Consider the following 20,731-nt stretch of genomic DNA (forward strand, 5'->3'; position numbering starts at 1 on the left):
TCGGCCACGAGGGGGGAGCCACGGGCATGGCGGAGTTCGGGACGCGCGTACGGCGGATCACGACGGCGGCGGGTCGGCCGCTGCGGGCGGTGCGCAGCCGCTGGCGACGGTGGTCGCGATGGCGGAAGTGCCTGGTGGCGGCCCTGGTGGCGGTCGCCGTGCTGGTCACGCCGGTGGGTGCGGCGGCGCTCGCACTGCGGCTGCAGTACGTCGGCGAGCCCTCGCCGGAGGCCCGCACCCGGGGGCGCGACGCGGTCTGGCTGGGTCATGCCTGGGTGGACGGCCGGAAGGGTGACGCCGACGTCGCCGCGCTCGCCCAACGGCTCGCCGGCACCGGCGTCCGCGACCTCTACGTCCACACCGGGCCGCTGGAGCACGACGGCTCTCTGCCGCCGACCGTCCACCCCCGCGCCCGGTGGTTCACCGAGGCCGCGCACCGGGCGCTGCCCGGCATCCGGGTGCAGGGCTGGCTGGGCGACGAGGTCAAGCCCGAGAAGGACGCGCTGGACCTGGAGGACTCGCCCACCCGGGACCGGGTCACCGCCTCGGCCCGCCAGGTGCTGGACCTCGGGTTCGACGGCGTGCACTTCGACATGGAGCCGATCCGGCCGGGTTCGAAGGGCTGGCTCGCGCTGCTCGACCAGGTCCGCCCGGTGACGGCCGCGCGCGGCGCCCAGCTGTCCGTCGCCGCCCCCCAGATCGATCCGCTGCCCTGGCAGCACGACATCGCGATCGCGCTCACCGACCACGGGAAGTGGTGGGACCAGGCCTACTTCGCGCAGACCGCGCGCCGGGTCGACCAGATCGCGCTGATGACCTACGACTCCAGCATGCCGACGGCCGGCTTCTACGGCGCCTACAACGCCTACCAGACCGAGCTGGCGCTGGAGGCCACCCCCGAGGACGTCGACCTGCTGATGGGCCTGCCGTTCTACTGGGAGGACAAGTGGGGCCACTGGGGGCACGCCGAGACCGTCGAGGACGGGATCCGGGGCATCCGGCTCGGCCTGGGCCGGCAGGACCTCGGGCGGCAGCGCTTCGGCGTCGGCCTGTACGTGGACTTCGCCGCGACCGAGCAGAACTGGGAGGACTACCGGCGCGGCTGGGTGCGCTGAGCCGTCCGCGCGCGCGGGCTGCAGGACAGGGCTCAGGCGAGGCGGTGGGCGAGCGCACCCAGGTAGCGGTGGATCCCGGCGTCCTCGCCGGTGAGGTAGTGGGCGACCGCCCGGTAGATCGGCCGGTAGACCTCGCCGCGCTCGGTGACGGTGAGCGTGCACCCCTCGCCGGCCGGCGTCAGCACGTACGTCCAGGTGCCGCCGTAGGGCAGGTCCGGGTCGGCGATGCCGGTCACCAGGCGGTGCGGGGCCTCGCTCTCCACCACCTCGTAGGTGGTGTGGCCGTGCCGGTCGTACTCGCGCCAGCGGGACCGGCCGGCGGCGGTCGCGGGCAGCCGCTCGACGTGCGACAGGTCCGGGCGCCAGGCCGGGTAGAGGTCGATGTCGGTCAGCACGTCCCAGACCGCGCCCGGCGGCTGGGTCAGGTCCAGGCCGCCCTCGGTGACGTGCTCCACCGGCAGGCGCCGCCCGGCCGCCGAGGCCGCCAGCACCGCGGCGCCGAAGGCGGTCGCGACCGCGCCGGCGCCGATCCACAGCCATCTGTTCATCCGCCCGGCTCCTCACGCCCGCCGCCCGGCCCCGTCTCCATCATCACGCCGCCCCGGCGGGCGGGCACGATGTGGCCGGGACCGACGGGCGGGCACGTGGCCGGGGCCGGCGGGCGAGCACCCGGCCGTCGCGCAGCGCGTCCGGATAACCGCTGGATCGCCGGGCCGCACTCCCCCAGACTGTCCCGGTGCCCGGCCGCCGGGCGCTTCAAAGCCCGTAGGCTGGGCAGGTAGGGACCATGGGGCGAGCCGTTCCATGGGAGACGAGAGGTTCGACAGTCGGCAGCCGGACCGCCGGCGCCCCGGCAGGCCAGCCGGGGCGGGGTGCGGCCGCCCGCCGACCGGAGGGAGACGCTGGGTGATCGAGCTGGAAGATGTTCCCGAGTTGATCGACCCGGTCATGGTCTGCGCCTTCGAAGGCTGGAACGACGCGGGCGACGCCGCCTCCGCGGCCCTGGCGCATCTGGACGACACCTGGGGCGGCAAGGTGTTCGCCGCCCTGGACGCGGAGGACTACTACGACTTCCAGGTCAACCGACCCACGGTGTGGCTGGACGGCGGTGTCCGCCGGATCACCTGGCCGACCACCCGGCTCTCGGTGATCCGGGTGACCGAGCCGAAGACCCGGGACGTCGTCCTGGTCCGCGGCATCGAGCCGAGCATGCGCTGGCGCTCGTTCTGCAACGAGCTGCTCGGCTTCGCCCACGAGCTGGGCGTCGAGCTGGTGGTGATCCTGGGCGCGCTGCTCGGCGACACCCCGCACAGCCGCCCGGTGCCGGTCAGCGGGGTCACCTCCGATCCGGACCTCGCCCGGCGGCTGGACCTGGAGGAGAGCCGCTACGAGGGCCCGACCGGGATCGTCGGGGTGCTGCAGGAGGCCTGCACCCACGCCGGGGTGCCGGCCGTGACGCTCTGGGCCGCGGTGCCGCACTACGTCGCGCAGCCGCCGAACCCGAAGGCGACGCTGGCGCTGGTCAACAAGCTGGAGGACCTGCTGGACCTGCGGATCCCGCCGGGCGAGCTGGGCGAGGACGCGCGCGCCTGGCAGCTGGGCGTGGACCAGCTGGCCGCCGAGGACAGCGAGGTGGCCGAGTACGTCCAGCAGCTGGAGGAGGCGCAGGACACGGCGGAGCTGCCGGAGGCCTCGGGTGACGCGATCGCTCGGGAGTTCGAGAGGTACCTGCGGCGGCGGGAGAACGTCGGCCCGACCGGCGAGAAGCCGGTCGCCGGGCACGCCACCGCCGAGCGGCCGAGCGAGCCGGAGCCGCCGACCGCGCGGGAGAGCCAGGAGGGCGCCGAGGAGGAGTAGCCCCTCCGCCCGGTGCACCGAGCACGTACGCCGAAGGGGCGTCAGGACCACTGGTCCCGGCGCCCCTTCGGCGTCGTGTGCGGGTGTTCGCAGGTGTTCGCGGGTGTCGACCCGGTGTCAGAGCGCGATGCCGAGCAGCGCGTCGACCGTGCGCGAGACCAGGCCGGGCGCGCCGGCGTCCTCGCCGCCCTCGGCCTCCTGCCGCGCGGCCCAGGCGTCCACCGCGGCCAGTGCGGCGGGCGCGTCCAGGTCCTCGGCCAGTGCGGCGCGGACCTCGGCGAGCAGCGCCTCGGCCGCAGGGCCGTCCGGGCGGGAGACCGCGGCGCGCCAGCGGGCGAGCCGCTCGACGGCCTCGTCCAGGGTGGCCTTGGTCCACTCCCAGTCCTCGCGGTAGTGGTGCGAGAGCAGGGCCAGGCGGATCGCCGCCGGGTCGACGCCCTCGCGGCGCAGCGCCGAGACGAAGACCAGGTTGCCGCGGGACTTGGACATCTTGTGGCCGTCCAGCGCGACCATGCCGGCGTGCACGTACGCCCTGGCGTACGGGTGGCCGCCGGTGGCCACCTGGGCGTGCGCGGCACCCATCTCGTGGTGCGGGAAGGAGAGGTCGCTGCCGCCGCCCTGGATGTCGAAGGACATCCCGAGGTACTTCAGCGCGATGGCGACGCACTCGATGTGCCAGCCGGGCCGGCCGTGGCCGAGCTCGGTGTCCCAGGCGGGCTCGCCCGGGCGGGCGGAGAGCCAGAGCAGGGCGTCCAGCGGGTGGCGCTTGCCGGGGCGGTCCGGGTCGCCGCCGCGCTCGGCGAAGACCGGGCGCATGGCCTCGCGGGTGAGTCCGGAGACCGCGCCGAACTGCGGGTCGGCGTCGACCGAGAAGTAGATGTCGCCGTCCAGCTCGTAGGCGGCCCCTGCGGCGAGCAGCTTCTGGACCAGCGGCACGATCCACGGGATCGACTCGACGGCGCCGATGTAGTGGGCCGGCGGGAGCAGCCGCAGGGCGGTCATGTCCTCGCGGAAGAGCGCGGTCTCCCGCTCGGCCAGCGCCGTCCAGTCCTGGCCGGTGGCCACGGCGCGCTCCAGCAGCGGGTCGTCCACGTCGGTGACGTTCTGGACGTACAGGACGTCGTGGCCGGCGTCCTTCCACACCCGCTGCACCAGGTCGAAGGCGTTGTAGGTGGCGGCGTGGCCCATGTGGGTCGCGTCGTAGGGGGTGATGCCGCAGACGTAGATCCGGGCGGTGCCGTCCTGCGGCACGACCTCCCGGACACCGCCCGCTGCGGTGTCGAAGATACGAAGGGGGAGCCCCTGACCAGGCAGGGCGGGAACCTCGGAGGCGGGCCAGGCATGCATGGAACCGACTTTAACCTTGCGAACATTTGAAAGCCTAACCAGTGCGCAAGATCGACCGGATTCGTTGTCCGAACGGTTCCCGACAGATAAGGACCGGCCATTGACGGATTTCTTCCGACTCTCAGGAATAACCCGACGGTGTGCCAGATACGCGGGTGAGCGCCCGGTCGGCCCTGCCGCCGACCGGGCGCCCGGCCCCCGGGGGCGCGGTTGGAGCCGCTACGACCGCTGCCAGAGGGCCGGCACGTTCGGCGGCTCCCAGCCGGTGACGGCGGTGTGCCCCTGGAGGCACCGGTAGGAGACGCCGGCGTAGGTGACGCGGTCGCCCGTGTTGTAGGTCGCACCCGCCGCCCAGGTGCCGCCCGGCTGGCCGGTCGGGGTGGCGGTGGGCGTGGCGGTCGGGGTGGCGGTGGGGCTGCCGGTCGGGCCGGGGGTCTGGGGCACGTTCAGCACGAAGTCGTACGTGCCCTCCTTCCCCGAGCCGATCTGGCGGACGTTCATCAGCAGCCGCGCGTCGTAGATGGTGTCGGTGCTGTTGCGCGGCTCGCCGGGGAAGTACAGCTGGGTGGTGAGCACCGGACGGCCGGGCGCCTGGAGCTTGACGTGGATGTGCCGGGTGCGGCCCGGGTAGAGGCCGGGGACGATCGTGGTGAGGCTGAAGGCCCCCTGGGCGTTGGTGAACTGGTGCCCGCGGAACGCGAAACCGGTGTTGTCGTACGCGCCGTTCACGTCGGCCTGCCAGAAGTCCAGCAGCACACCGGGGATCGGCAGGCAGGCGCGGCCGAAGACGTAGCCGCTGACGGTGAGCCGGGTGCCCGGGGTGCCGTCGGTGATCAGCGAGGTCCGCAGCGGGGAGTTGGGCTTGAAGTAGGGGCCCTCGGTCTGCTCGACGGTGGGGCCGTCGCCGTCGTGGCAGGCGGGGGTGAGGCCGGGCGCCTCGCCGGTGCCGGCCCGGTCGCGGGCCAGGGCGACGCCGCCACCGATCAGCAGCGGGGCGGTGCCGAGCACCGCGGCGGCCTTGAGGACGGACTTGCGGCTGATCCGGCGGTCGATCAGGCCCTCCCGCCCGGTGGCGGGCTCTTCGGACGCGGGCATGCGCCGACTCCTTCGGTGTGGGTGTGGGGGGACGGTGTGGGAAACGCCGCGCGGCACGGGTGGTGCGCGGTGCGGGGGTGGTGCGGCTGCGCGGCGCGCGGCTGGTGCGGTGCGCGGGGGTGGTCCTTGTCATGGTGGGGGCATGACAAGGACCGGGCCGGCGGGCGCCCGCACCGGGCGGGCCCCTCGCCGGCGGCCAGCAGCCAACCTACGGGGCGTCCGGACCGGCCGCGATGGACGCGATCCGGGGATCGTGGTGATTTCTTCCGACCCCCGCCCGGAACTCCCCCGGCGTCATCCCGGTCTCCCGGCGGAAGAAGCGGCAGAAGTACGCCGGGTCCCCGAAGCCGGCCTCCCGGGCCACCTGGCGGACGGTCAGGTCGGTGCAGGCGAGCAGCCGTTTGGCCTCCAGGGTCTGCTGCTGGCGGATCAGCCGGCCGGGCGTGCGACCGGTCGCCTGCTTGACCAGGGCCTGCAGGTGCCCGGGCGAGACGCCCAGCTCCTGGGCGCAGGAGGCCACCGAGCGCCACCCGGGGCCCGGCCCGGCTATCAACCGGGTGAAGGCGGAGGCCAGTTCGGCCGACCGGCCGGGCGCCGCGCCGCCCGCCCCGGGAAGTGCGGCGCGCATCGCCCGGACGACCAGGATGTGCAGGCCGGCCCGCAGCACACCCGGGTAACCGGGCTCGCAGGCCCGGTACTCGTGCTCCATGTCGGCCAGCAGCGCGGCGATCGGCCCGGACCGGTCGCCGAGCGGCAGCGCCGGGCGGGCGGCCAGCGAGCGCAGCGCGGCGAGGTCCTGCGGGTGCCCGAGCAGGAAGTCCTCGTTGAAGAGGACCACCCGGCCGGTCAGCCCCTCGGCGTCGGCCCAGTAGTGCACCTGACCGGGCGCGATGACGCACAACTGCGGCGGGCGCAGCGGCCGGTGGACCAGGTCCTGCACGTGGGCGCCGCGGCCGCCGGTGACGTGGACGATCTCGAAGAAGGAGTGCCGGTGGGGGAAGCCCGCGCGGGAGAGCGGGCCGATGGTGTCGAAGCTGCCGATCGCGAAGGGCAGCAGGTGCGGCAGCGGGACCTGCAGACGGTGCAGCGGCAGGTCCAGGTGGGGGGTGGTCCGTCGCTCGTCCATCGGAGCAGTGTGCGACCGGAGCCCGGCGCAGGTCCAGACCAATGCCGGGTCGAGCCGCCGCACGGCGGCGGCACTACGGTCCGGTGGGCGGCACTCCCGCCGGGGTCAGATCGGCGGCCAGGGGATGGCCGGCCAGTCCTCGGAGGGCAGCGGGTGGCGCCCGGTGCCGCGCAGCTCGGCCACCCGCTCCCGGGCGGCCGCGAGTTCGGCCGCGGTCAGGTGCGGGGCGAGCCGCTCGCCGAGGTCGGCCGCCAGCCGCCCGGCCAGCCCGGCCAGCATCTCCATGGCCTCCGCCGGCAACGGCTGCCCGGCCCAGCCCCAGAGCAGGGTGCGCAGCTTGCCCTCGGTGTTGAAGGTGACCCCGTGGTCGATGCCGTAGATCCGGCCGTCGGCGGCGCAGATCAGGTGGCCGCCCTTGCGGTCGGCGTTGTTGAGGACGGCGTCCAGCACGGCCAGCCGCCGCAGCCGCCGGTCGTCGGGGTGCACCAGCAGGGCGGTGCGTCCGCCGCCGACCTCCGCGTGGGTGATCGGCAGCCAGCCCTCCTCCGGCCCCTGCGGGTCCTGGAGGGCGAGCAGCGGAGCCGCACCGGGATCCGGCTCGACCCAGAGCTGGACCATGCCGGGCCCGTGCGGGCCGTCCCGCAGCACGGTCGGCGGGACCAGCGCCCAGCCGGTGGCGGCGGCGAGCTCGTACGCGGCGACCTCGCGGCCGGCCAGGGTGCCGTCCGGGAAGTCCCAGAGCGGGCGCTCGCCCGCCACCGGCTTGTAGACCGCCTGCGCGGTCCGGCCGTCCAGCGCGACGCTGCAGTACAGGGCGGCGTTGGAGGCGTCGGCCAGCCGGCCGTGCACCGTCAGCTCGCCCTCGCGCAGCAGGTGCAGCGCGGCGGGTGCGTCGGCGGCCAGCGCGGCGCCCGCCGCCGGGTCCGCCTGCGGCGGGGTCTCGGTGTTCAGCGCCGGTAGCCGTTCGCGCGCGGGCACAGGTGGCCCTCCGGATCGAGCGGCAGGTTGCAGAACGGGCAGGGCTTGCGGCCCGCGGCGACCAGGTCCAGCGCCCGCTTGGCGAACACCCGGGCCATCGCGCCGGTCAGCCGCACCCGCAGCATGTCGGGCCCGTCCTCGGTGTCCTCGAAGACGGACTCGGCGTCCTCCTCGTCCTCGTCCTCGATCACCGCCTGGGCCTCGACCACCAGGCAGCCGTCGATGCTGTCCCACGCCAGCGCCATGGTGCCGACCCGGAACTCCTGCTCCAGCGGCAGGTCCAGCGGCGCGGTGTCCAGCAGGTCGGCCGGCGCGGTGGCGGGGATGGACACGTCGCCGCCGCTGCGCCGCAGCGCCTCGTCCAGCACCTCCTCGATCCGTTCGGCGAGCGCGGCGACCTGGGTCTTCTCCAGCAGCACGCTGGTGATCCGCCCCCGGGCGCTGGCCTGCAGGTAGAACGCCCGGGCGCCGGGCTGGCCGACGGTGCCGGCCACGAACCGTTCGGGCTGGTCGTAGAAGAAGACCTGACGGGGCACGCTTCTCGCTCCGGATCGTGTCGATCGTGGTGGTCGATCGGGGTAGGAATCGGACGGGTCGGGCATCGGTGGGGCTCGTAAGTCACCCTACGACCTCCGGGCCCGGCCCGGGGAGCCGAGTCGGGCAGCCGGGCGGGCGAGCCGGGCCGGTCAGGCCGTGCCGGTCGCGCCGCCGACCACCGCGTCCCCGGCCGGAGTGCCGCCGTCGCCGGCGGCCCGGCCGCCCGGCTTCGGGGCCAGCGGGGAGAGGTCGCCGGTGTCGCCCATCCTCAGCACGAAGGGCCGCTGCGGGGTGTAGCGGATCGCGGTGACCGAGCAGGGCTCGACGCTGATCCGCTGGAAGTGGTCGAGGTGCAGGCCCAGCGCATCGGCCACCACGGCCTTGATCACGTCGCCGTGCGAGCAGGCGATCCAGACCGCGTCGTCCCCGTGCTCGGCGGCGATCTTCCCGTTCCACTCGCGGACCGCGCCCACCGTACGGTGGCTCAGCTCGCGCAGCGACTCGCCGCCGGGGAAGGCCGCCGCGGCCGCGTGGTCCTGGACGGTGCGCCAGAGCGGCTCGTTGGCCAGCTCGGCCAGCGGCCGGCCGGTCCAGTCCCCGTAGTGGCACTCGCCGAGCCGCTCGTCCTCGGCGGGCGGGCCGAGTTCGGGCCGGGCGGCGATCAGCGGCTCCAGGGTCTGCCGACAGCGCTCCAGCGGGCTGCTCACGGCCTGCACGAGCGGAATCCCGGCGAGCCGGCCGGCCAGCGCGGCGGCCTGGGCGCGGCCGGTGTCGTCGAGGTCCACCCCGGGTGTCCAACCGGCCAGGATTCCGGCGGTGTTCGCGGTCGAGCGGCCGTGGCGGACGAGCAGCAGGGTGGGCATGGGGCCCAGCCTACGGCCTCCCGGGCGGCGGCGTCCGGCCCCCGGCCTCCGGGGCCGCGGCTGCGGCCTCCGGGGTGGCGGTCCCCGGCCTCCGGCGTGGCGGCGCCGGCCTCCCGCGTGGCGGCTTCCGGCCCCGGGGTGGGACGAGGTCCTGCCGTCCCGGCCGCGGAGGGGCCACAATGGCCCGCGTGATCGTCCATTGCGCAATCTACCGCGACGGCCGCCGGATCGAGTGCCCCGAGGGCCACGCCGGCGCCCTCGCCGCCGCGCGCGCGGCCGGCCGGGGCTCCTTCGTGTGGATAGGCCTCTTCGAGCCGAGCGCCGAGGAACTGGAGCAGGTCGGCCGGGAGTTCGCCCTGCACCCGCTGGCGGTGGAGGACGCGGTCCGGGCGCACCAGCGCCCGAAGGTGGAGGCCTACCAGGGCTCACTGTTCGTGGCGCTGAAGACGCTCGGCTACCACCCGGGCGGCCACGCGGTGACCGGCGGCGAGGTGATGGTCTTCGTCGGCGAGGACTTCGTGATGACGGTCCGCCACGGCGCCGACAGCCCGCTCGGCGAGCTGCGGACCGAGCTGGAGCAGCAGCCGGAGCTGCTGAAGTACGGGCCGAGCGCCGTCCTGCACGCGGTCTGCGACGCCGTGGTGGACGGGTACGTGGACGTGGCGGTCGCCCTCCAGGCGGACCTGGACGAGCTGGAGGCGGACGTGTTCGCCCCCGGCCGGATCGGCCGCGAGACGGCCGGCCGCATCTACGGCTACAAGCGCCAGCTGGTGGCCGTCCGCCGGGCGACCGCCCCGCTGCTGGAGCCGATGCTGCGACTGGAACGCGGCGGCGTGCCGTACGTCCGCCCCGAGGCGCTGCCCTACCTGCGGGCCGTGGCCGGCCACCTGGCGCGGGCCAACGACCAGGTGGACGCCATGGACCGGCTGCTGTCGGACATCCTGAGCGCCAACCTGGCGCAGGTCAGCGTCCAGCAGAACAACGACATGCGGAAGATCTCGGCGTGGGCGGCGCTGGCCGCGGTGCCGACCATGATCGCGGGCGTGTACGGCATGAACTTCGAGCACATGCCGGAGCTGCACCAGCCCTGGGGGTACCCGGCGGCGGTGGCGCTGATGGTGCTGGTCTGCGTGGCGCTGCACCGGGTGTTCAAGCGGCACGACTGGCTGTAGGGCCGGAGCCGGCCACGAGCCGCGCGCCGGCGGGGCGGACCGTTCGCACGGCCCGGCCCCGCCGGGCGGAGCGCCCGGTCAGGCGAGTCCGGCCCGCTCCAGGGCCTCGACGCCGGTGCGCAGCGCGAGCACCCGCTCCTCCAGGGTGAAGCCGGCCGGTGCCAGGGTGAGCGTGGTGACGCCCGCGTCGGCGTAGGCCTGCATCCGGTCGGCGATCCGGGCGGTGTCGCCGAGCAGCGAGGTGGCGTCGATCAGGTCGTGCGGGACGGCGGCCGCGGCACCCGCGTAGTCCCTGGCCAGGTACTTCTCCTGGATCTCGTCCGCCGCCTGCTCGTAGCCCATCCGCCGGGTGAGCTGGTTGTAGAAGTTCTTCTCCCGGCTGCCCATGCCGCCGATGTAGAGCGCCGCGTAGGAGCGCAGCGCGTCGGCACCGGCCTTGGTGTCCTCGCCGACGGAGATGTTCACGGTCGGGCAGAGGTCGAAGCCCTCCAGGCTCTGTCCGGCCCTGGCCCGGCCGGCCTTCAGCGGGTCGAGCGAGAGCGCGGCGTGCTCGGGCGAGAAGAAGATGCCCAGCCAGCCGTCGGCGATCTCGCCGGTCTGCTCCAGGTTCTTCGGGCCGATCGCCGCGATGTACAGCGGGATCTGCTCGCGCACCGGGTGCACGGTCAGCTTGATCGGCTTGCCCGGGCCGCCCGGCAGCGGCAGCGTCCAGTGCTCGCCCTCGTGGACCAGCCGCTCGCGCGACATCGCCTTGCGGATGATCTCCACGTACTCGCGGGTGCGGGCCAGCGGCTTGTCGAACTTCACGCCGTACCAGCCCTCGGAGACCTGCGGGCCGGAGACGCCGAGGCCGAGCCGGAACCGGCCGCCGGAGAGGGTGTCCAGGGTGGCGGCGGTCATCGCGGTCATGGCCGGCGTCCGGGCCGGGATCTGGAAGATCGCCGAGCCGACGTCGATCCGCTCGGTCCGGGCGGCGACGAAGGAGAGCACGGTGGCGGCGTCCGAGCCGTAGGCCTCGGCCGCCCAGCAGACCGAGTAGCCGAGCCGGTCGGCCTCCTGCGCGACGGCGATGTTGTCGGCGTCCATGCCGAGTCCCCAGTAGCCGAGGTTGATACCGAGTCGCATCTGCCATGCCTTCCAGTCGGGTTGCTCGCGAGGGTAACCGCGCTCTCGGCGGTCATGCTACTGGCCGGTAGGTGTGGTCTGGGCCACATCGCGGCGGACCCGGCGCGCAGTGATCGTCCTGCGGGTCTGCACACCAGCCCGGGCACCGGCCGCTACGCTCAGCCGACGTGGGGACGCCTCTCCCCACCTGCGCGTTCGCCGGGCGGGTCGGCCCCCCGACGGCCCGCCGTCCCGGCCAGTGAAGGGCCCGTCCGATGGAAAAGCGTCACCTCGGCCGTACCGGGCTGCAGGTCTCCCGGCTCGGCCTCGGCACCATGACCTGGGGCCGGGACACCGACGAGCACGAGGCCGCGGAGCAGCTCAAGGAGTTCGTCGACGCCGGCGGCAACCTGGTCGACACCGCCGACGTGTACGCGGACGGCGGCGCCGAGTACCTGCTCTCCCGGCTCACCGACGACCTGATCCCCCGCTCCGAGCTGGTGATCGCCACCAAGGCGGGCAGCGTCCCGGAGTCCGGCCGCCGCTTCGACGGCTCGCGCGGCCACCTGCTCGCGGCGCTGGACGCCTCGCTGCGCCGGCTCGGCACCGACTACGTCGACCTCTGGCAGGTGCACGCCTTCGACCCGGCCACCCCGGCCGAGGAGACCCTCAGCGCGCTGGACATCGCCGTCGCCTCCGGGCGCGCCCGGTACGTCGGGGTCTGCGACTACAGCGGCTGGCAGCTCGCCAAGGCCGCCACCTGGCAGCGCGCCCACCACGGGCGGGTGCCGCTGGCCGGCGCGCAGCTGGAGTACTCGCTGCTCCAGCGCGGCATCGAGCGCGAGGCCCTGCCGGCCGCCCGGGACGCCGGCGTCGGCCTGCTCGCCTCCTCGCCGCTCGGGCGCGGCGTGCTCACCGGGAAGTACCGGCACGGCGTCCCGCAGGACTCGCGCGGCGCCACGCCGTACCTCTCCGGCTTCGTCCAGCCGTACCTCGGGGAGCGCTCGCGGCGGATCGTGGACGCGGTCGCCACCGCCGCCGACGGCCTGGCCAGCAGCCCGCTGGCGGTGGCTCTCGCCTGGGTGCGGGACCGGCCGGGGGTCGCCTCGGCGCTGGTCGGGGCGCGGACGGTCGGGCAGCTGCAGGCGGCGCTGTCAGTGGAGGCGCTTACTCTTCCGGGTGAGATCCGCGGTGCGCTCGACGACATCTCGGCGCCGGTCCACCGCTACCCGGACCAGGGGTGGAGCGAGCTGTAGGCGCGCGCCGGCCCCGGTGCGGGCGACCGATCCGCCCCGACCGAGCCGTACCGACCTGGACCGACCCGGCCCGACCTGTGTAGAACGACCGGACTCGACGTGACCCGACCGACCTGACCGACCCGGCCCGACCGGCCGAACCGCCCGACCCCGACCGACCGGACCGGCCCGGGTGCACCCGGCCGACCGGAGCCGGGGCGACGAGCCGAGCCGAAACGACCGACCGGTGCCCGCCGCCGCCCGCAGCGGCTGCACCGACCCGACCGTGCCGACCGCACCCCGGCGCGCCGGCAGCCGACGGCTGCCCCGCGACCGCCACCGGCCGGCGCCCAGCAGTGGAGTGACCTTTCTTGGAGCGAACGATGAGTGCCACGGAGAACAACGCTTCGGAGGAGACCTCGACTGCCCCCGACGCGGCCGACACCGCCGGCGGCGGGTCCGGCGGCGGGTCCGGCGGCGCTCTCTCCGGCGCCGAGAAGGCCGCCGCGGTGGCGGCCCTGGCCGAGCGGATCCGGACCATCGGACAGCAGGAGGGCGGCCCGGCGCCGCGGACCCCGCGGAAGCCGCAGGCCCCCCGGCCGGACGCCGAGGACGAGGGCCCGGCCGGGGCCGCGGCTCCGGACGAGCAGACCGGCCGTGGGGCTCAGGACGCCGACGGCCGGGACGCCCCGGCCGGGGACGCGGGCGCGCCGGTGCCGGCTCCCGCCGCTCCCCGGCCGGCCCCGGTCCGGGCCGAGACCGACGAGCAGCGCGCGCAGGCCCTCAAGGACACCGCCGAGGTGCTGACCGCCGGCGGCGCACCCGCGGACCTCGCGCCCGCCGCCGTGGCCGCGTTCGGCGACGGCGCCGCCGAGCAGCTGCGCGCGGACCCGTGGGCCGTGCTGACCCTGCCCGGTGTCCGCCCCGAGCACGCGGACGGCTTCGCGCGCGGTCTGCTCGGGCCCGCCGCCGGTCCGGGCGATCCGCGCCGGGCCCAGGCGCTGGTGCCGTGGCTGCTGGAGCAGTCCGCCCTGCGCGGCCACTCCGCCGTCGAGATCGGCGAGGTGACGGCCGGACTCGACCGCCTCGGCCTGCCCGACGCCGCCGCAGCCCTGCAGGCCGCCGTGCTCGACGGCCGGGCGATGCCGTTCCAGGAGGAGCTCACCGGTCCCGAGGCCCACGCGGCAGGCGGCGACGAGGACGAGCCGCCGACCCGGACCGTGCTCGCGCTGGAGCGGCTCGCCCTGGCGGAGGAGAGCCTCGCGGACGGCCTCGTCCGGCTGATGTCGACCTTCGTCCCCGGCGAGGACCGGGACGAGACCGAGGACGCGGACGAGACCGAGGGCGCGACCGAGACCGAGGGCGCGACCGAGGGCGCGACGGCCGGCGACGACGCCGGCACCGGAGCCGACGCGGACACCGGCGCCGTCGAGGGTGCCGCCGGCGCCGACACCGCCGAGGCCGCCGCGCCCGCCGACCCCGGGCCGGCCGCCTGGGAAGCCGCTGCCGCCGCTGCGCCCTCCACCTCCGCCACCGCCCTGATCCGGGCCGCCGCCGAGCACCCCCTGATCACCCACACCGGCGGCGAGGCCGCCCGGGCCGAGCCGGCCGCGCTGGTCCGCGCCGCCACCGGGCTCGGGCTCCGCGCCTGGGCAGCCACCTGGACCGACCAGGGCCGGGACGGCCTCGCCGCGCTCGCCGACGGCCCGCTGCAGGTCGCCACCCTGGCCGAGCTGCTGGCCGGCACGGCCGGCCCCGGCCGTTCCTCCGACGGCACGCTCGCGCTGGACCTGCTGGTCGTCCTGGACGCCCCGCTGCTGGACGTCGAGCTGGCCGCGACCCTGCTGGAGTCGCTCGCCGACGGCACCCGGCTGGTCCTCAGCGGCGACCCGGGCCAGCTGTGGTCCGCCGGCCCCGGCCGGTTCTTCGCCGATCTGCTGACCGCCAAGGTCTGCCCCGCGGTCGCCTCGCGGACCCCGGACTTCGGCCCGATCGGCGAGCTGGTCTCGGGCGTCGGCATCGGCGAGCTGCAGCCGGTCGAGGCGCCGGACAAGGAGGTGGTCATCCTGACCGCCAAGGACGGCGCCGAGGCCGTCCACCGGGCGATCCAGTTGCTCACCGACTCGATCCCGCGCGCGCTCGGCATCCCCGCCGAGCAGGTGGTGCTGCTCACCGCCGGCCACGGCGGTGCCGCCGGCACCCGGGCGCTCAACGCGGCCGCCAAGGCCCGGCTCAACCCCGGCCCGGGCCGCTTCGGCGGCTTCGACCCCGGCGACCGGGTGGTGGACTCGCCGGCCCCCGGCACCGTCCGCCCGGCCCGCGTCCTCGACGGCGACGCCGCCGGTCTGCACCTGGAGTACGCGGACGGCGCCCGCCGCACCGTCCCGCCGGCCGAGGCGGCCCGGCTGCGGCACGGCTGGGCGCTGACCGTCCACCAGGCGGTCGGCCGCCGCTGGCCGGGCGCCGTCGTGGTGGTGCCGGGCGACGCGGGCGCGGCGCTGACCCGGCAGTGGGTCTACACCGCGCTCGGCCGCGGCGAGCGCCACCTCTCGGTGGTCCACGCCGCCGGGCCGGCCCTCCCCCAGGCCGTCGCCGAGCGCCCGGCCCAGCCCCGCACCACCCGGCTGCGCGCCATCCTGGCCGAGAACGCCGCCCAGGCCTACTGACGGCCCCGGCCCGGGGCACCGACGGCGGGGCGGGTGACCGCCCCGCTGCCGGGGCCCCGGGCTACCCTGCGGCTCGGGCACCCGGAGCCGGGTTCGCCCGCTGTCCGAAGCGAAGTCCAGGCAAGACCAGCGAAGTCCAGGCAAGGGGAGAGCATGACCACTCTGGAGAACCGGCCCCGCACGGCCCTGCTCGTCATCGACGTGCAGAACGACGTCGTCGCGGCGGCGTACGAGCGCGACACCGTCGTCGCCAACATCGCCGACCTGGTGGACCGGGCCCGGCAGGAGCAGGTGCCGGTCGTCTGGGTCCGGCACTCCGACGACGAGCTGGTCCTCGGCAGCGCGGGCTGGCAGATCGTCCCCGAGCTGGTGCCCGCCGAGGGCGAGGCGATCGTGGAGAAGCTCTTCCGCGACTCCTTCGAGGCCACCACGCTGGAGACCGAGCTCGCGGAGCTCGCGGTCGGGCGCCTCGTCGTCTGCGGCGCGCAGACCGACTTCTGCGTCCGCTCGACGCTCCACGGCGCGCTCGCCCGGGGCTACGACGCGCTGCTGGTCAGTGACGCCCACACCACGGAGGACCTGACCGCATGGGGCGCTCCCGCGCCGGCGCAGGTCATCGCGCACACCAACATGTACTGGTCCACCCAGCGGGCGCCCGGGCGCACCGCCGGGACGTCCGAGACCAAGAGCGTGGACTTCGCCGCGGCGTCCTGACCTCCGCCGCCGGGCGCCGCGCGTCGTACGCCCGGCCGGCGGCGCGGCGCGGGGGCTCTGGGCGCCCGCGCCGCGGCGCCGCGTGCGCCCCGCTCGCAGGGAGCGGAACGGCCGACGCGGAACGGCCGAAACCATGCGCCTGCAGAAGCGGTTCGGCAGCCGTGCGCGCCCTGCGCCCGCCGGGCGCACGGCCCGCCGAACACCTCGGCGGCGGCCGCGAACAGCGCGGGGCGGCGGCGGGACGGGTGTCCCACCGCCGCCCCGGGCGGCGTTCAGTCGTCGAGGTCCTCGTCGTCGTAGACCTCGCTGACGTCGAACCGGCAGATCAGCAGCCGCGGATCGGCGTGCTCGAACGGCTCCGGCAGCCACTCCCCCGGCTCGCTCGGCTCGGCCGCGGCGACCCAGAGCGTCGAGTCCGCCTCCTCCAGGCCGAACTCCTCGCTGCGGGCGGCGATCTCGTCCGGCTCGTACTCGCCGAACAGCACGCCGATCGCCGCGTTCACGCCGCCGGTCTCGCCCCCGCCGGGGGTCAGCGAGTCGTCCAGCCGCTCGGCCTGGGCGCGCAGCCGCTTCGGGTCCACCACGTGGTAGTCGCGACGGATCAGCACGCTGATCGCCTCGGGCTGTTCGGGACCGTGGAACCCGCCCGGGCCCTCGTCGCCGGGCACCTCGAAGGGGGTGACCTCGTCGTAGGCCTCGTAGAGGAGTTGGTCGTACGCGATGGCCGCCGTCGCGAGCTGCTCGTAGGCGGCGAACACGGCGGGATCATCCGCCGTGCTGGGGCTTGACACCGCTTCCAGATGACGGTCGATGGCGGCCTTGACCGCCTCGGCGGCGGCGCGTACCTCGGCAATGGTGGGCTGCGCGGCATCAGACATGGTGCAGACGCTATCTCCCCGCGGTGTCGGTACGCACAGCGGTTGTCACCTACACCCGCGATTTCACCGCAACTTCCGCCCCGATGTCCGATCCGGGTGGTTCTGTGCCCGCGCACGCCCCGCGCACGGCACCCCGCGACGCCCCGCAACACCCTTCGGCACCGCACTGCACCGCACTGCACCGCACGGTCGGGCCGGCCGGGTGCCGCTTGGCGCACCGTGATCGGGGTATTCCGTCAGCAGCAGAAGCCGACCTGATGCAGTGTCAGTACTCCGGCCGGGGTGCGGACGCGACCGCGCCGCGACCGGCGCGCGAGCCCGGCCGAAAATACCCGGGCCCGTTGTCGGAGGCAGGCCGTAGGCTTGCCCGCAGGTGTCCTTCAGGAGGAGCGTCTTGACCCCAGCGAAGCCGGTCCGGCAGCCGGAGTACGAGTACCAGTCGCTGCGCATGCCGCGCGGCACCTCACGCAGCGCGGCACGCCAACTGCTCACCGACCATGCCGAGTACGGGCACTGGGAGCTGGACCGGCTGAGACTGTTCCCGGACGGCAGCCGGACGGTGCTGCTGCGCCGCCGGATCATCCGCCAGGTGCGGAGCTGGTGACGGGCGTCGCTCGCGCCGCCCGGGTGGCGCGCCGCCGGCACCGCGGTCGACCCGGGCGCCCCTGCCGCTGAGCATCCGTCGAGCACCCGCTGAACACGCGCGCGCCCGCGGCCGTCGGACCAGACGACGGCCGCGGGCGCGCGGCGTTCACCGCCTCCCGGGCCGGCTCCTCCAGCCGGCCCGGGCGGCGTCAGCGGCTCAGCGCACGCCGGCGCGAGCCCGCCGGTACAGGACGCCGCCGCCGACCAGCAGGGCGACGCCGGCCGCACCGAGCAGCTCGGTGCCGCCCGCGCCGGTCGAGGCCAGCTGGCTCCCGGTGGCCTCCGGCGCGGCGGCCGCGGGGCTGGCGGTGTGGGCTGCGGCCGGGACGGCCTGGCTGCTCGGGCTGACCGGGGTGGTCGGCGCGGTGGACGGGCCGCCCGTCCGCGGGTTGCCCGGCGTGGTCTCGCCGCCGGGGGAATGCGACGGCGGCGTGGTCGGCGTCGAGTGGGTGGGCGGCGGCGGGCTGGGGGTGCCGGGCTCCTCCGGGCAGTCGTCATCGGGCTTGCCGGGCGGGTTCGGGGCCGGGGCGGCCTCGTTCGCGCAGGCGTTGCCGAAGGCCGGGTTCCCGACGCCCACCACGTTCACCGAGTTGCCGCAGGCGTTCACCGGCACGTGGACCGGCGCCTGGACGCTGTTGCCCGAGGCCACACCCGGCGAACCGGCCGCCGTCCCGGAGGCGGAGGAACCGGAGGCGGAACTCTTTCCGCCACCGTGTCCGCCGCCGTGCCCGCCACCGGCCCGACCGTCGATGTTGGCGCAGCGGTTGCCGTAGGCCGGGTTGAGCACCCCGATCACGTCGGCGGTGTTGCCGCAGGCGTTGATCGGCACCTCGACCGGCACCTGCACCGAGTTCCCGGAGGCCACACCCGGCGACCCGGCCGCCCCGCCCTGCGCCTCGGCACCCGCGTGGGCGTAGCCGGCGGTCGAGGCCAGGACGCTGCCGGTGGCCACGACCGTGAGGAGCCCCTTCTTGGCTACATTCCTCATATATTCCCCTGACGTATCGAGACGAGGTAAGACCTACCGAAAGTCGGAATTTCCGAATAACTGGCCCGGCCTTTGAGTGCACAGATTTAACGAAGCGTCGGCGGCCGGGTTGAGCCGAACGAACCAGCTTCACCCGATCGAGCGACGTCACCGGCCGGGTCCGAACAGACAAGCGCCCCCGGTGCGGCGCGTCCGCCACCCGGGGGCCAAGAGAGTCGACCCGGGAGACCGGCCGGTCAGCCGGTCAGGAGGTAAACCCCGCGCTCAACGGCACCCGACGGGTCTGCGTCGGCGCCCGGCGAGCGGCGCGTCTCGTACGCGGCTCAGAAGTTGGCGCAGTGGTTGCCGAACGCCGGGTTCAGCACGCCGATCACGCTGACGGTGTTGCCGCAGACGTTGACGGGGATGTGCACGGGGATCTGCACCTGGTTGCCCGCGACGACGCCCGGGGAGCCCGCGGCCACACCCTCGGCGGCGGCACCGCCGTGAGCGGACGCGACACCGGCGGCGGCCAGCACCAGACCACTGGTGACGGCGGTAACGGCGGCGATCTTCTTGACCTTCATCATTCCTCCTGTATGGACAACGCGACCCGTTCGGCGGGCTGCACAGGAATGAACGAGGGTGTGGCAAACGGGGTACGGACCGGATTCGCCATTCACCCGCAACGGTGAAGGTGCGCACAGATGCTCGACCCGGAGATCCGGGCAGAATCGTTTCTCTCGATCTCCGTTCCGCCGTCCCAAATCATTAGCTCGGACAATGCGGACGGCCCGCCCCCGGCGCTCCGGGAGCGGGCCGCGGCCCCACACCGGGGCACCCGTTCGGCGGGGACCCCGCAGACGTCTCGGCAGACGCCCCGGCAGACGCCTCAGCAGGCGTCCAGCAGGCGTCTCAGCAGGCGTCGATGAACCGGTCCAGCACCCGCACCCCGAACTTCAGCCCGTCCACCGGCACCCGCTCGTCCACGCCGTGGAACATCCCGGCGAAGTCCAGCTCCGGCGGCAGCTGAAGCGGCGCGAACCCGAAGCAGCGGATGCCGAGGTCCTGGAAGGACTTGGCGTCCGTCCCGCCCGAGAGGCAGTACGGCACCGCGCGCGCGATCGGGTCCTCGGCCCGCAGCGCGGTCTGCATCGCCTCGACCAGGGCGCCGTCGAAGCTGGTCTCGATCGCCCTGTCCGAGTGCACGCTCTCACGCTTGACCCGCGGGCCGAGCACGCTGTCCAGCTCGGCCAGGAACTCCTCCTCGTAGCCGGGCAGGAAGCGCCCGTCCACGTGCGCGGTCGCCTGGCCGGGGATCACGTTGACCTTGTAGCCGGCGCCGAGCATGGTCGGCTGGGCGGTGTTGCGCAGCGTGGTGCCGATCATCTTGGCGATGCCGCCGAGGACGCGCAGGGTCTCGTCCATGTTCTCCGGGTCGAGCTCCACGCCGAGGGCGTCGGACAGCTCGTCCAGGAAGGCCCGGACCGTCTTGGTGATCCGCAGCGGGAACTGGTGGCGCCCGAGCCGGGCGACCGCCTCGCACAGCTCGGTGATGGCGTTGTCGTCGTTCTCCATCGAGCCGTGCCCGGCCCGGCCCTCGACCGTGAGCCGCATCCAGTGCATGCCCTTCTCGGCCGTCTCGATCAGGTAGAGCCGGGCCCGGTCGTTCACGGTGAAGGAGAAGCCGCCGACCTCGCCGATCGCCTCGGTCACGCCCTCGAACAGCCCGGGGTGCTTGTCCACCAGGAAGCGCGCGCCGTACGTCCCGCCGGCCTCCTCGTCCGCCAGGAAGGCGAGCACCAGGTCGCGCGGGGGCTTGCGCCCGGTGCGCAGCCGGTCGCGGACGACGGCCAGCGTCATCGCGTCCATGTCCTTCATGTCGACCGCGCCGCGCCCCCAGACGCAGCCGTCGGCGATCTCCCCGGCGAACGGGTCGTACGTCCAGTCCGCCGCGTTGGCCGGCACCACGTCGGTGTGCCCGTGGATCAGCAGGCCCGGACGCGACCGGTCCTCGCCCTCGATCCGGACCACGGTCGAGGCCCGCCCCTTGGCCGACTCGAAGATCTGCGGTTCGAGGCCGAACTCCGCGAGCTGCTCGGCCACGTACTCGGCGGCCTTCCGCTCGCCCGGACCGGAGCCGTCGCCGTAGTTGCTGGTGTCGATCCGGATCAGATCGCGGCAGATCTCGGCGACCTCCGACTCGGCCGTCACCTTCGGCGCCGCAGCCCGCCCCGTCGTCGACTCGCTCCGCTCGCTCACGGTCACTCCTCGTCTCTGGCCCGCACCGACGCACCAGCGCGCCACCCCCGGGACCTGCACCCGGGCCGTACGAGCACGTCCGCCCATCCTCCCCCAGCCCCCGGGCCGGATCCACCCCGCGCATGCTGCGGAAACCCGGGGAAACCCGCTGGTCACACCCTCGCCACGGA

Annotated in this window: 19 protein-coding genes; 7 read left to right on the forward strand and 12 right to left on the reverse strand. The window is 75.0% G+C overall.

The features are described from left to right. Positions 1-26 precede the first annotated feature (26 nt). Positions 27-1,115 (forward strand): glycosyl hydrolase family 18 protein, encoded by a 1,089-nt coding sequence (locus RMN57_RS10065; protein ID WP_313763050.1) that lies wholly within the window; start codon positions 27-29, stop codon positions 1,113-1,115. A 32-nt stretch (positions 1,116-1,147) separates the two neighbouring features. Here the strand turns inward: RMN57_RS10065 and RMN57_RS10070 are convergent, their stop codons facing one another. Next, positions 1,148-1,663 (reverse strand): SRPBCC family protein, encoded by a 516-nt coding sequence (locus RMN57_RS10070; RefSeq protein ID WP_313763051.1) that lies wholly within the window; start codon positions 1,661-1,663, stop codon positions 1,148-1,150. Positions 1,664-2,021: 358 nt separating this feature from the next. Here RMN57_RS10070 and RMN57_RS10075 point away from each other — a divergent pair, with 358 nt between their 5' ends. Beyond that, positions 2,022-2,972 (forward strand): PAC2 family protein, encoded by a 951-nt coding sequence (locus RMN57_RS10075; protein ID WP_308222265.1) that lies wholly within the window; start codon positions 2,022-2,024, stop codon positions 2,970-2,972. A 117-nt stretch (positions 2,973-3,089) separates the two neighbouring features. Here RMN57_RS10075 and mshC read toward each other — a convergent pair whose 3' ends face one another. The 6 genes from mshC to RMN57_RS10105 form a co-directional block, all read right to left on the reverse strand. Continuing rightward, positions 3,090-4,319, reverse strand: a complete 1,230-nt coding sequence (gene mshC / locus RMN57_RS10080; RefSeq protein ID WP_313763052.1) for a cysteine--1-D-myo-inosityl 2-amino-2-deoxy-alpha-D-glucopyranoside ligase — start codon at positions 4,317-4,319, stop codon at positions 3,090-3,092. A gap of 219 nt (positions 4,320-4,538) precedes the next feature. Then, positions 4,539-5,414 carry a carbohydrate-binding protein gene (locus RMN57_RS10085; RefSeq protein WP_313763053.1) on the reverse strand — a complete coding sequence of 292 codons (876 nt, stop codon included), beginning with the start codon at positions 5,412-5,414 and terminating at the stop codon, positions 4,539-4,541. A 208-nt stretch (positions 5,415-5,622) separates the two neighbouring features. After that, a complete protein-coding gene (locus tag RMN57_RS10090; RefSeq protein ID WP_313763054.1) occupies positions 5,623-6,540 on the reverse strand; it encodes an AraC family transcriptional regulator in 918 nt (305 codons plus the stop codon). A 105-nt stretch (positions 6,541-6,645) separates the two neighbouring features. Next, positions 6,646-7,443, reverse strand: a complete 798-nt coding sequence (locus RMN57_RS10095) for an SCO1664 family protein (protein ID WP_313767762.1) — start codon at positions 7,441-7,443, stop codon at positions 6,646-6,648. Positions 7,444-7,487: 44 nt separating this feature from the next. Next, positions 7,488-8,054 (reverse strand): DUF3090 domain-containing protein, encoded by a 567-nt coding sequence (locus tag RMN57_RS10100; protein ID WP_313763055.1) that lies wholly within the window; start codon positions 8,052-8,054, stop codon positions 7,488-7,490. Between the two features lie 150 nt (positions 8,055-8,204). Then, positions 8,205-8,918 carry an MSMEG_4193 family putative phosphomutase gene (locus RMN57_RS10105; RefSeq protein ID WP_313763056.1) on the reverse strand — a complete coding sequence of 238 codons (714 nt, stop codon included), beginning with the start codon at positions 8,916-8,918 and terminating at the stop codon, positions 8,205-8,207. Between the two features lie 179 nt (positions 8,919-9,097). Between RMN57_RS10105 and RMN57_RS10110 the strand changes: the two genes are divergently transcribed. Further along, complete coding sequence (locus RMN57_RS10110) at positions 9,098-10,090, forward strand: magnesium and cobalt transport protein CorA (protein WP_313763057.1); 993 nt, start codon at positions 9,098-9,100, stop codon at positions 10,088-10,090. Between the two features lie 78 nt (positions 10,091-10,168). Here the strand turns inward: RMN57_RS10110 and RMN57_RS10115 are convergent, their stop codons facing one another. Continuing rightward, positions 10,169-11,215, reverse strand: coding sequence for an LLM class F420-dependent oxidoreductase (locus tag RMN57_RS10115; protein ID WP_313763058.1), 1,047 nt, complete (start codon positions 11,213-11,215; stop codon positions 10,169-10,171). Positions 11,216-11,469: 254 nt separating this feature from the next. Between RMN57_RS10115 and RMN57_RS10120 the strand changes: the two genes are divergently transcribed. From RMN57_RS10120 to RMN57_RS10130, 3 genes are all read left to right on the forward strand, one after another. Continuing rightward, positions 11,470-12,450 carry an aldo/keto reductase gene (locus RMN57_RS10120; RefSeq protein ID WP_313763059.1) on the forward strand — a complete coding sequence of 327 codons (981 nt, stop codon included), beginning with the start codon at positions 11,470-11,472 and terminating at the stop codon, positions 12,448-12,450. 362 nt (positions 12,451-12,812) lie between these two features. After that, positions 12,813-15,095, forward strand: coding sequence for a helix-hairpin-helix domain-containing protein (locus RMN57_RS10125; RefSeq protein WP_313763060.1), 2,283 nt, complete (start codon positions 12,813-12,815; stop codon positions 15,093-15,095). 153 nt (positions 15,096-15,248) lie between these two features. Next, the gene (locus tag RMN57_RS10130) at positions 15,249-15,809 is read left to right on the forward strand and encodes a cysteine hydrolase family protein (RefSeq protein WP_313763061.1); all 561 of its coding nucleotides are present in this window, start codon (positions 15,249-15,251) and stop codon (positions 15,807-15,809) included. Positions 15,810-16,081: 272 nt separating this feature from the next. Here RMN57_RS10130 and RMN57_RS10135 read toward each other — a convergent pair whose 3' ends face one another. Next, a complete protein-coding gene (locus RMN57_RS10135; RefSeq protein WP_313763062.1) occupies positions 16,082-16,687 on the reverse strand; it encodes a hypothetical protein in 606 nt (201 codons plus the stop codon). Between the two features lie 394 nt (positions 16,688-17,081). Here RMN57_RS10135 and RMN57_RS10140 point away from each other — a divergent pair, with 394 nt between their 5' ends. Then, positions 17,082-17,291, forward strand: a complete 210-nt coding sequence (locus RMN57_RS10140; protein WP_313763063.1) for a DUF5703 family protein — start codon at positions 17,082-17,084, stop codon at positions 17,289-17,291. A gap of 198 nt (positions 17,292-17,489) precedes the next feature. Here RMN57_RS10140 and RMN57_RS10145 read toward each other — a convergent pair whose 3' ends face one another. The 3 genes from RMN57_RS10145 to RMN57_RS10155 all read right to left on the reverse strand — a co-directional run bounded on the left by RMN57_RS10145 (position 17,490) and on the right by RMN57_RS10155 (position 20,561). After that, the gene (locus RMN57_RS10145) at positions 17,490-18,320 is read right to left on the reverse strand and encodes a chaplin (protein WP_313763064.1); all 831 of its coding nucleotides are present in this window, start codon (positions 18,318-18,320) and stop codon (positions 17,490-17,492) included. 323 nt (positions 18,321-18,643) lie between these two features. Beyond that, complete coding sequence (locus RMN57_RS10150; RefSeq protein ID WP_238739943.1) at positions 18,644-18,889, reverse strand: chaplin; 246 nt, start codon at positions 18,887-18,889, stop codon at positions 18,644-18,646. A 325-nt stretch (positions 18,890-19,214) separates the two neighbouring features. Then, on the reverse strand, positions 19,215-20,561 hold the full coding sequence (locus RMN57_RS10155) for a M20/M25/M40 family metallo-hydrolase (RefSeq protein ID WP_380237557.1): 1,347 nt from the start codon (positions 20,559-20,561) through the stop codon (positions 19,215-19,217). Positions 20,562-20,731 lie beyond the last annotated feature (170 nt).

The organism is Kitasatospora sp. CM 4170 (genome assembly GCF_032110285.1).
GTDB classification, from domain to species: Bacteria; Actinomycetota; Actinomycetes; order Streptomycetales; family Streptomycetaceae; genus Kitasatospora; species Kitasatospora aburaviensis.

What these genes read in the sequence shown, in the direction of transcription:
- RMN57_RS10105 (WP_313763056.1), bottom strand. Translation starts at nt 8,918, where the DNA reads ATGCCCACCCTGCTGCTCGTCCGCCACGGCCGCTCGACCGCGAACACC.
- RMN57_RS10085 (WP_313763053.1), bottom strand. Translation starts at nt 5,414, where the DNA reads ATGCCCGCGTCCGAAGAGCCCGCCACCGGGCGGGAGGGCCTGATCGAC.
- RMN57_RS10120 (WP_313763059.1), top strand. Translation starts at nt 11,470, where the DNA reads ATGGAAAAGCGTCACCTCGGCCGTACCGGGCTGCAGGTCTCCCGGCTC.
- RMN57_RS10115 (WP_313763058.1), bottom strand. Translation starts at nt 11,215, where the DNA reads ATGCGACTCGGTATCAACCTCGGCTACTGGGGACTCGGCATGGACGCC.
- RMN57_RS10070 (WP_313763051.1), bottom strand. Translation starts at nt 1,663, where the DNA reads ATGAACAGATGGCTGTGGATCGGCGCCGGCGCGGTCGCGACCGCCTTC.
- RMN57_RS10150 (WP_238739943.1), bottom strand. Translation starts at nt 18,889, where the DNA reads ATGATGAAGGTCAAGAAGATCGCCGCCGTTACCGCCGTCACCAGTGGT.
- RMN57_RS10130 (WP_313763061.1), top strand. Translation starts at nt 15,249, where the DNA reads ATGACCACTCTGGAGAACCGGCCCCGCACGGCCCTGCTCGTCATCGAC.
- RMN57_RS10145 (WP_313763064.1), bottom strand. Translation starts at nt 18,320, where the DNA reads ATGAGGAATGTAGCCAAGAAGGGGCTCCTCACGGTCGTGGCCACCGGC.
- RMN57_RS10090 (WP_313763054.1), bottom strand. Translation starts at nt 6,540, where the DNA reads ATGGACGAGCGACGGACCACCCCCCACCTGGACCTGCCGCTGCACCGT.
- mshC (WP_313763052.1), bottom strand. Translation starts at nt 4,319, where the DNA reads ATGCATGCCTGGCCCGCCTCCGAGGTTCCCGCCCTGCCTGGTCAGGGG.
- RMN57_RS10135 (WP_313763062.1), bottom strand. Translation starts at nt 16,687, where the DNA reads ATGTCTGATGCCGCGCAGCCCACCATTGCCGAGGTACGCGCCGCCGCC.
- RMN57_RS10065 (WP_313763050.1), top strand. Translation starts at nt 27, where the DNA reads ATGGCGGAGTTCGGGACGCGCGTACGGCGGATCACGACGGCGGCGGGT.
- RMN57_RS10110 (WP_313763057.1), top strand. Translation starts at nt 9,098, where the DNA reads ATGGCCCGCGTGATCGTCCATTGCGCAATCTACCGCGACGGCCGCCGG.
- RMN57_RS10125 (WP_313763060.1), top strand. Translation starts at nt 12,813, where the DNA reads ATGAGTGCCACGGAGAACAACGCTTCGGAGGAGACCTCGACTGCCCCC.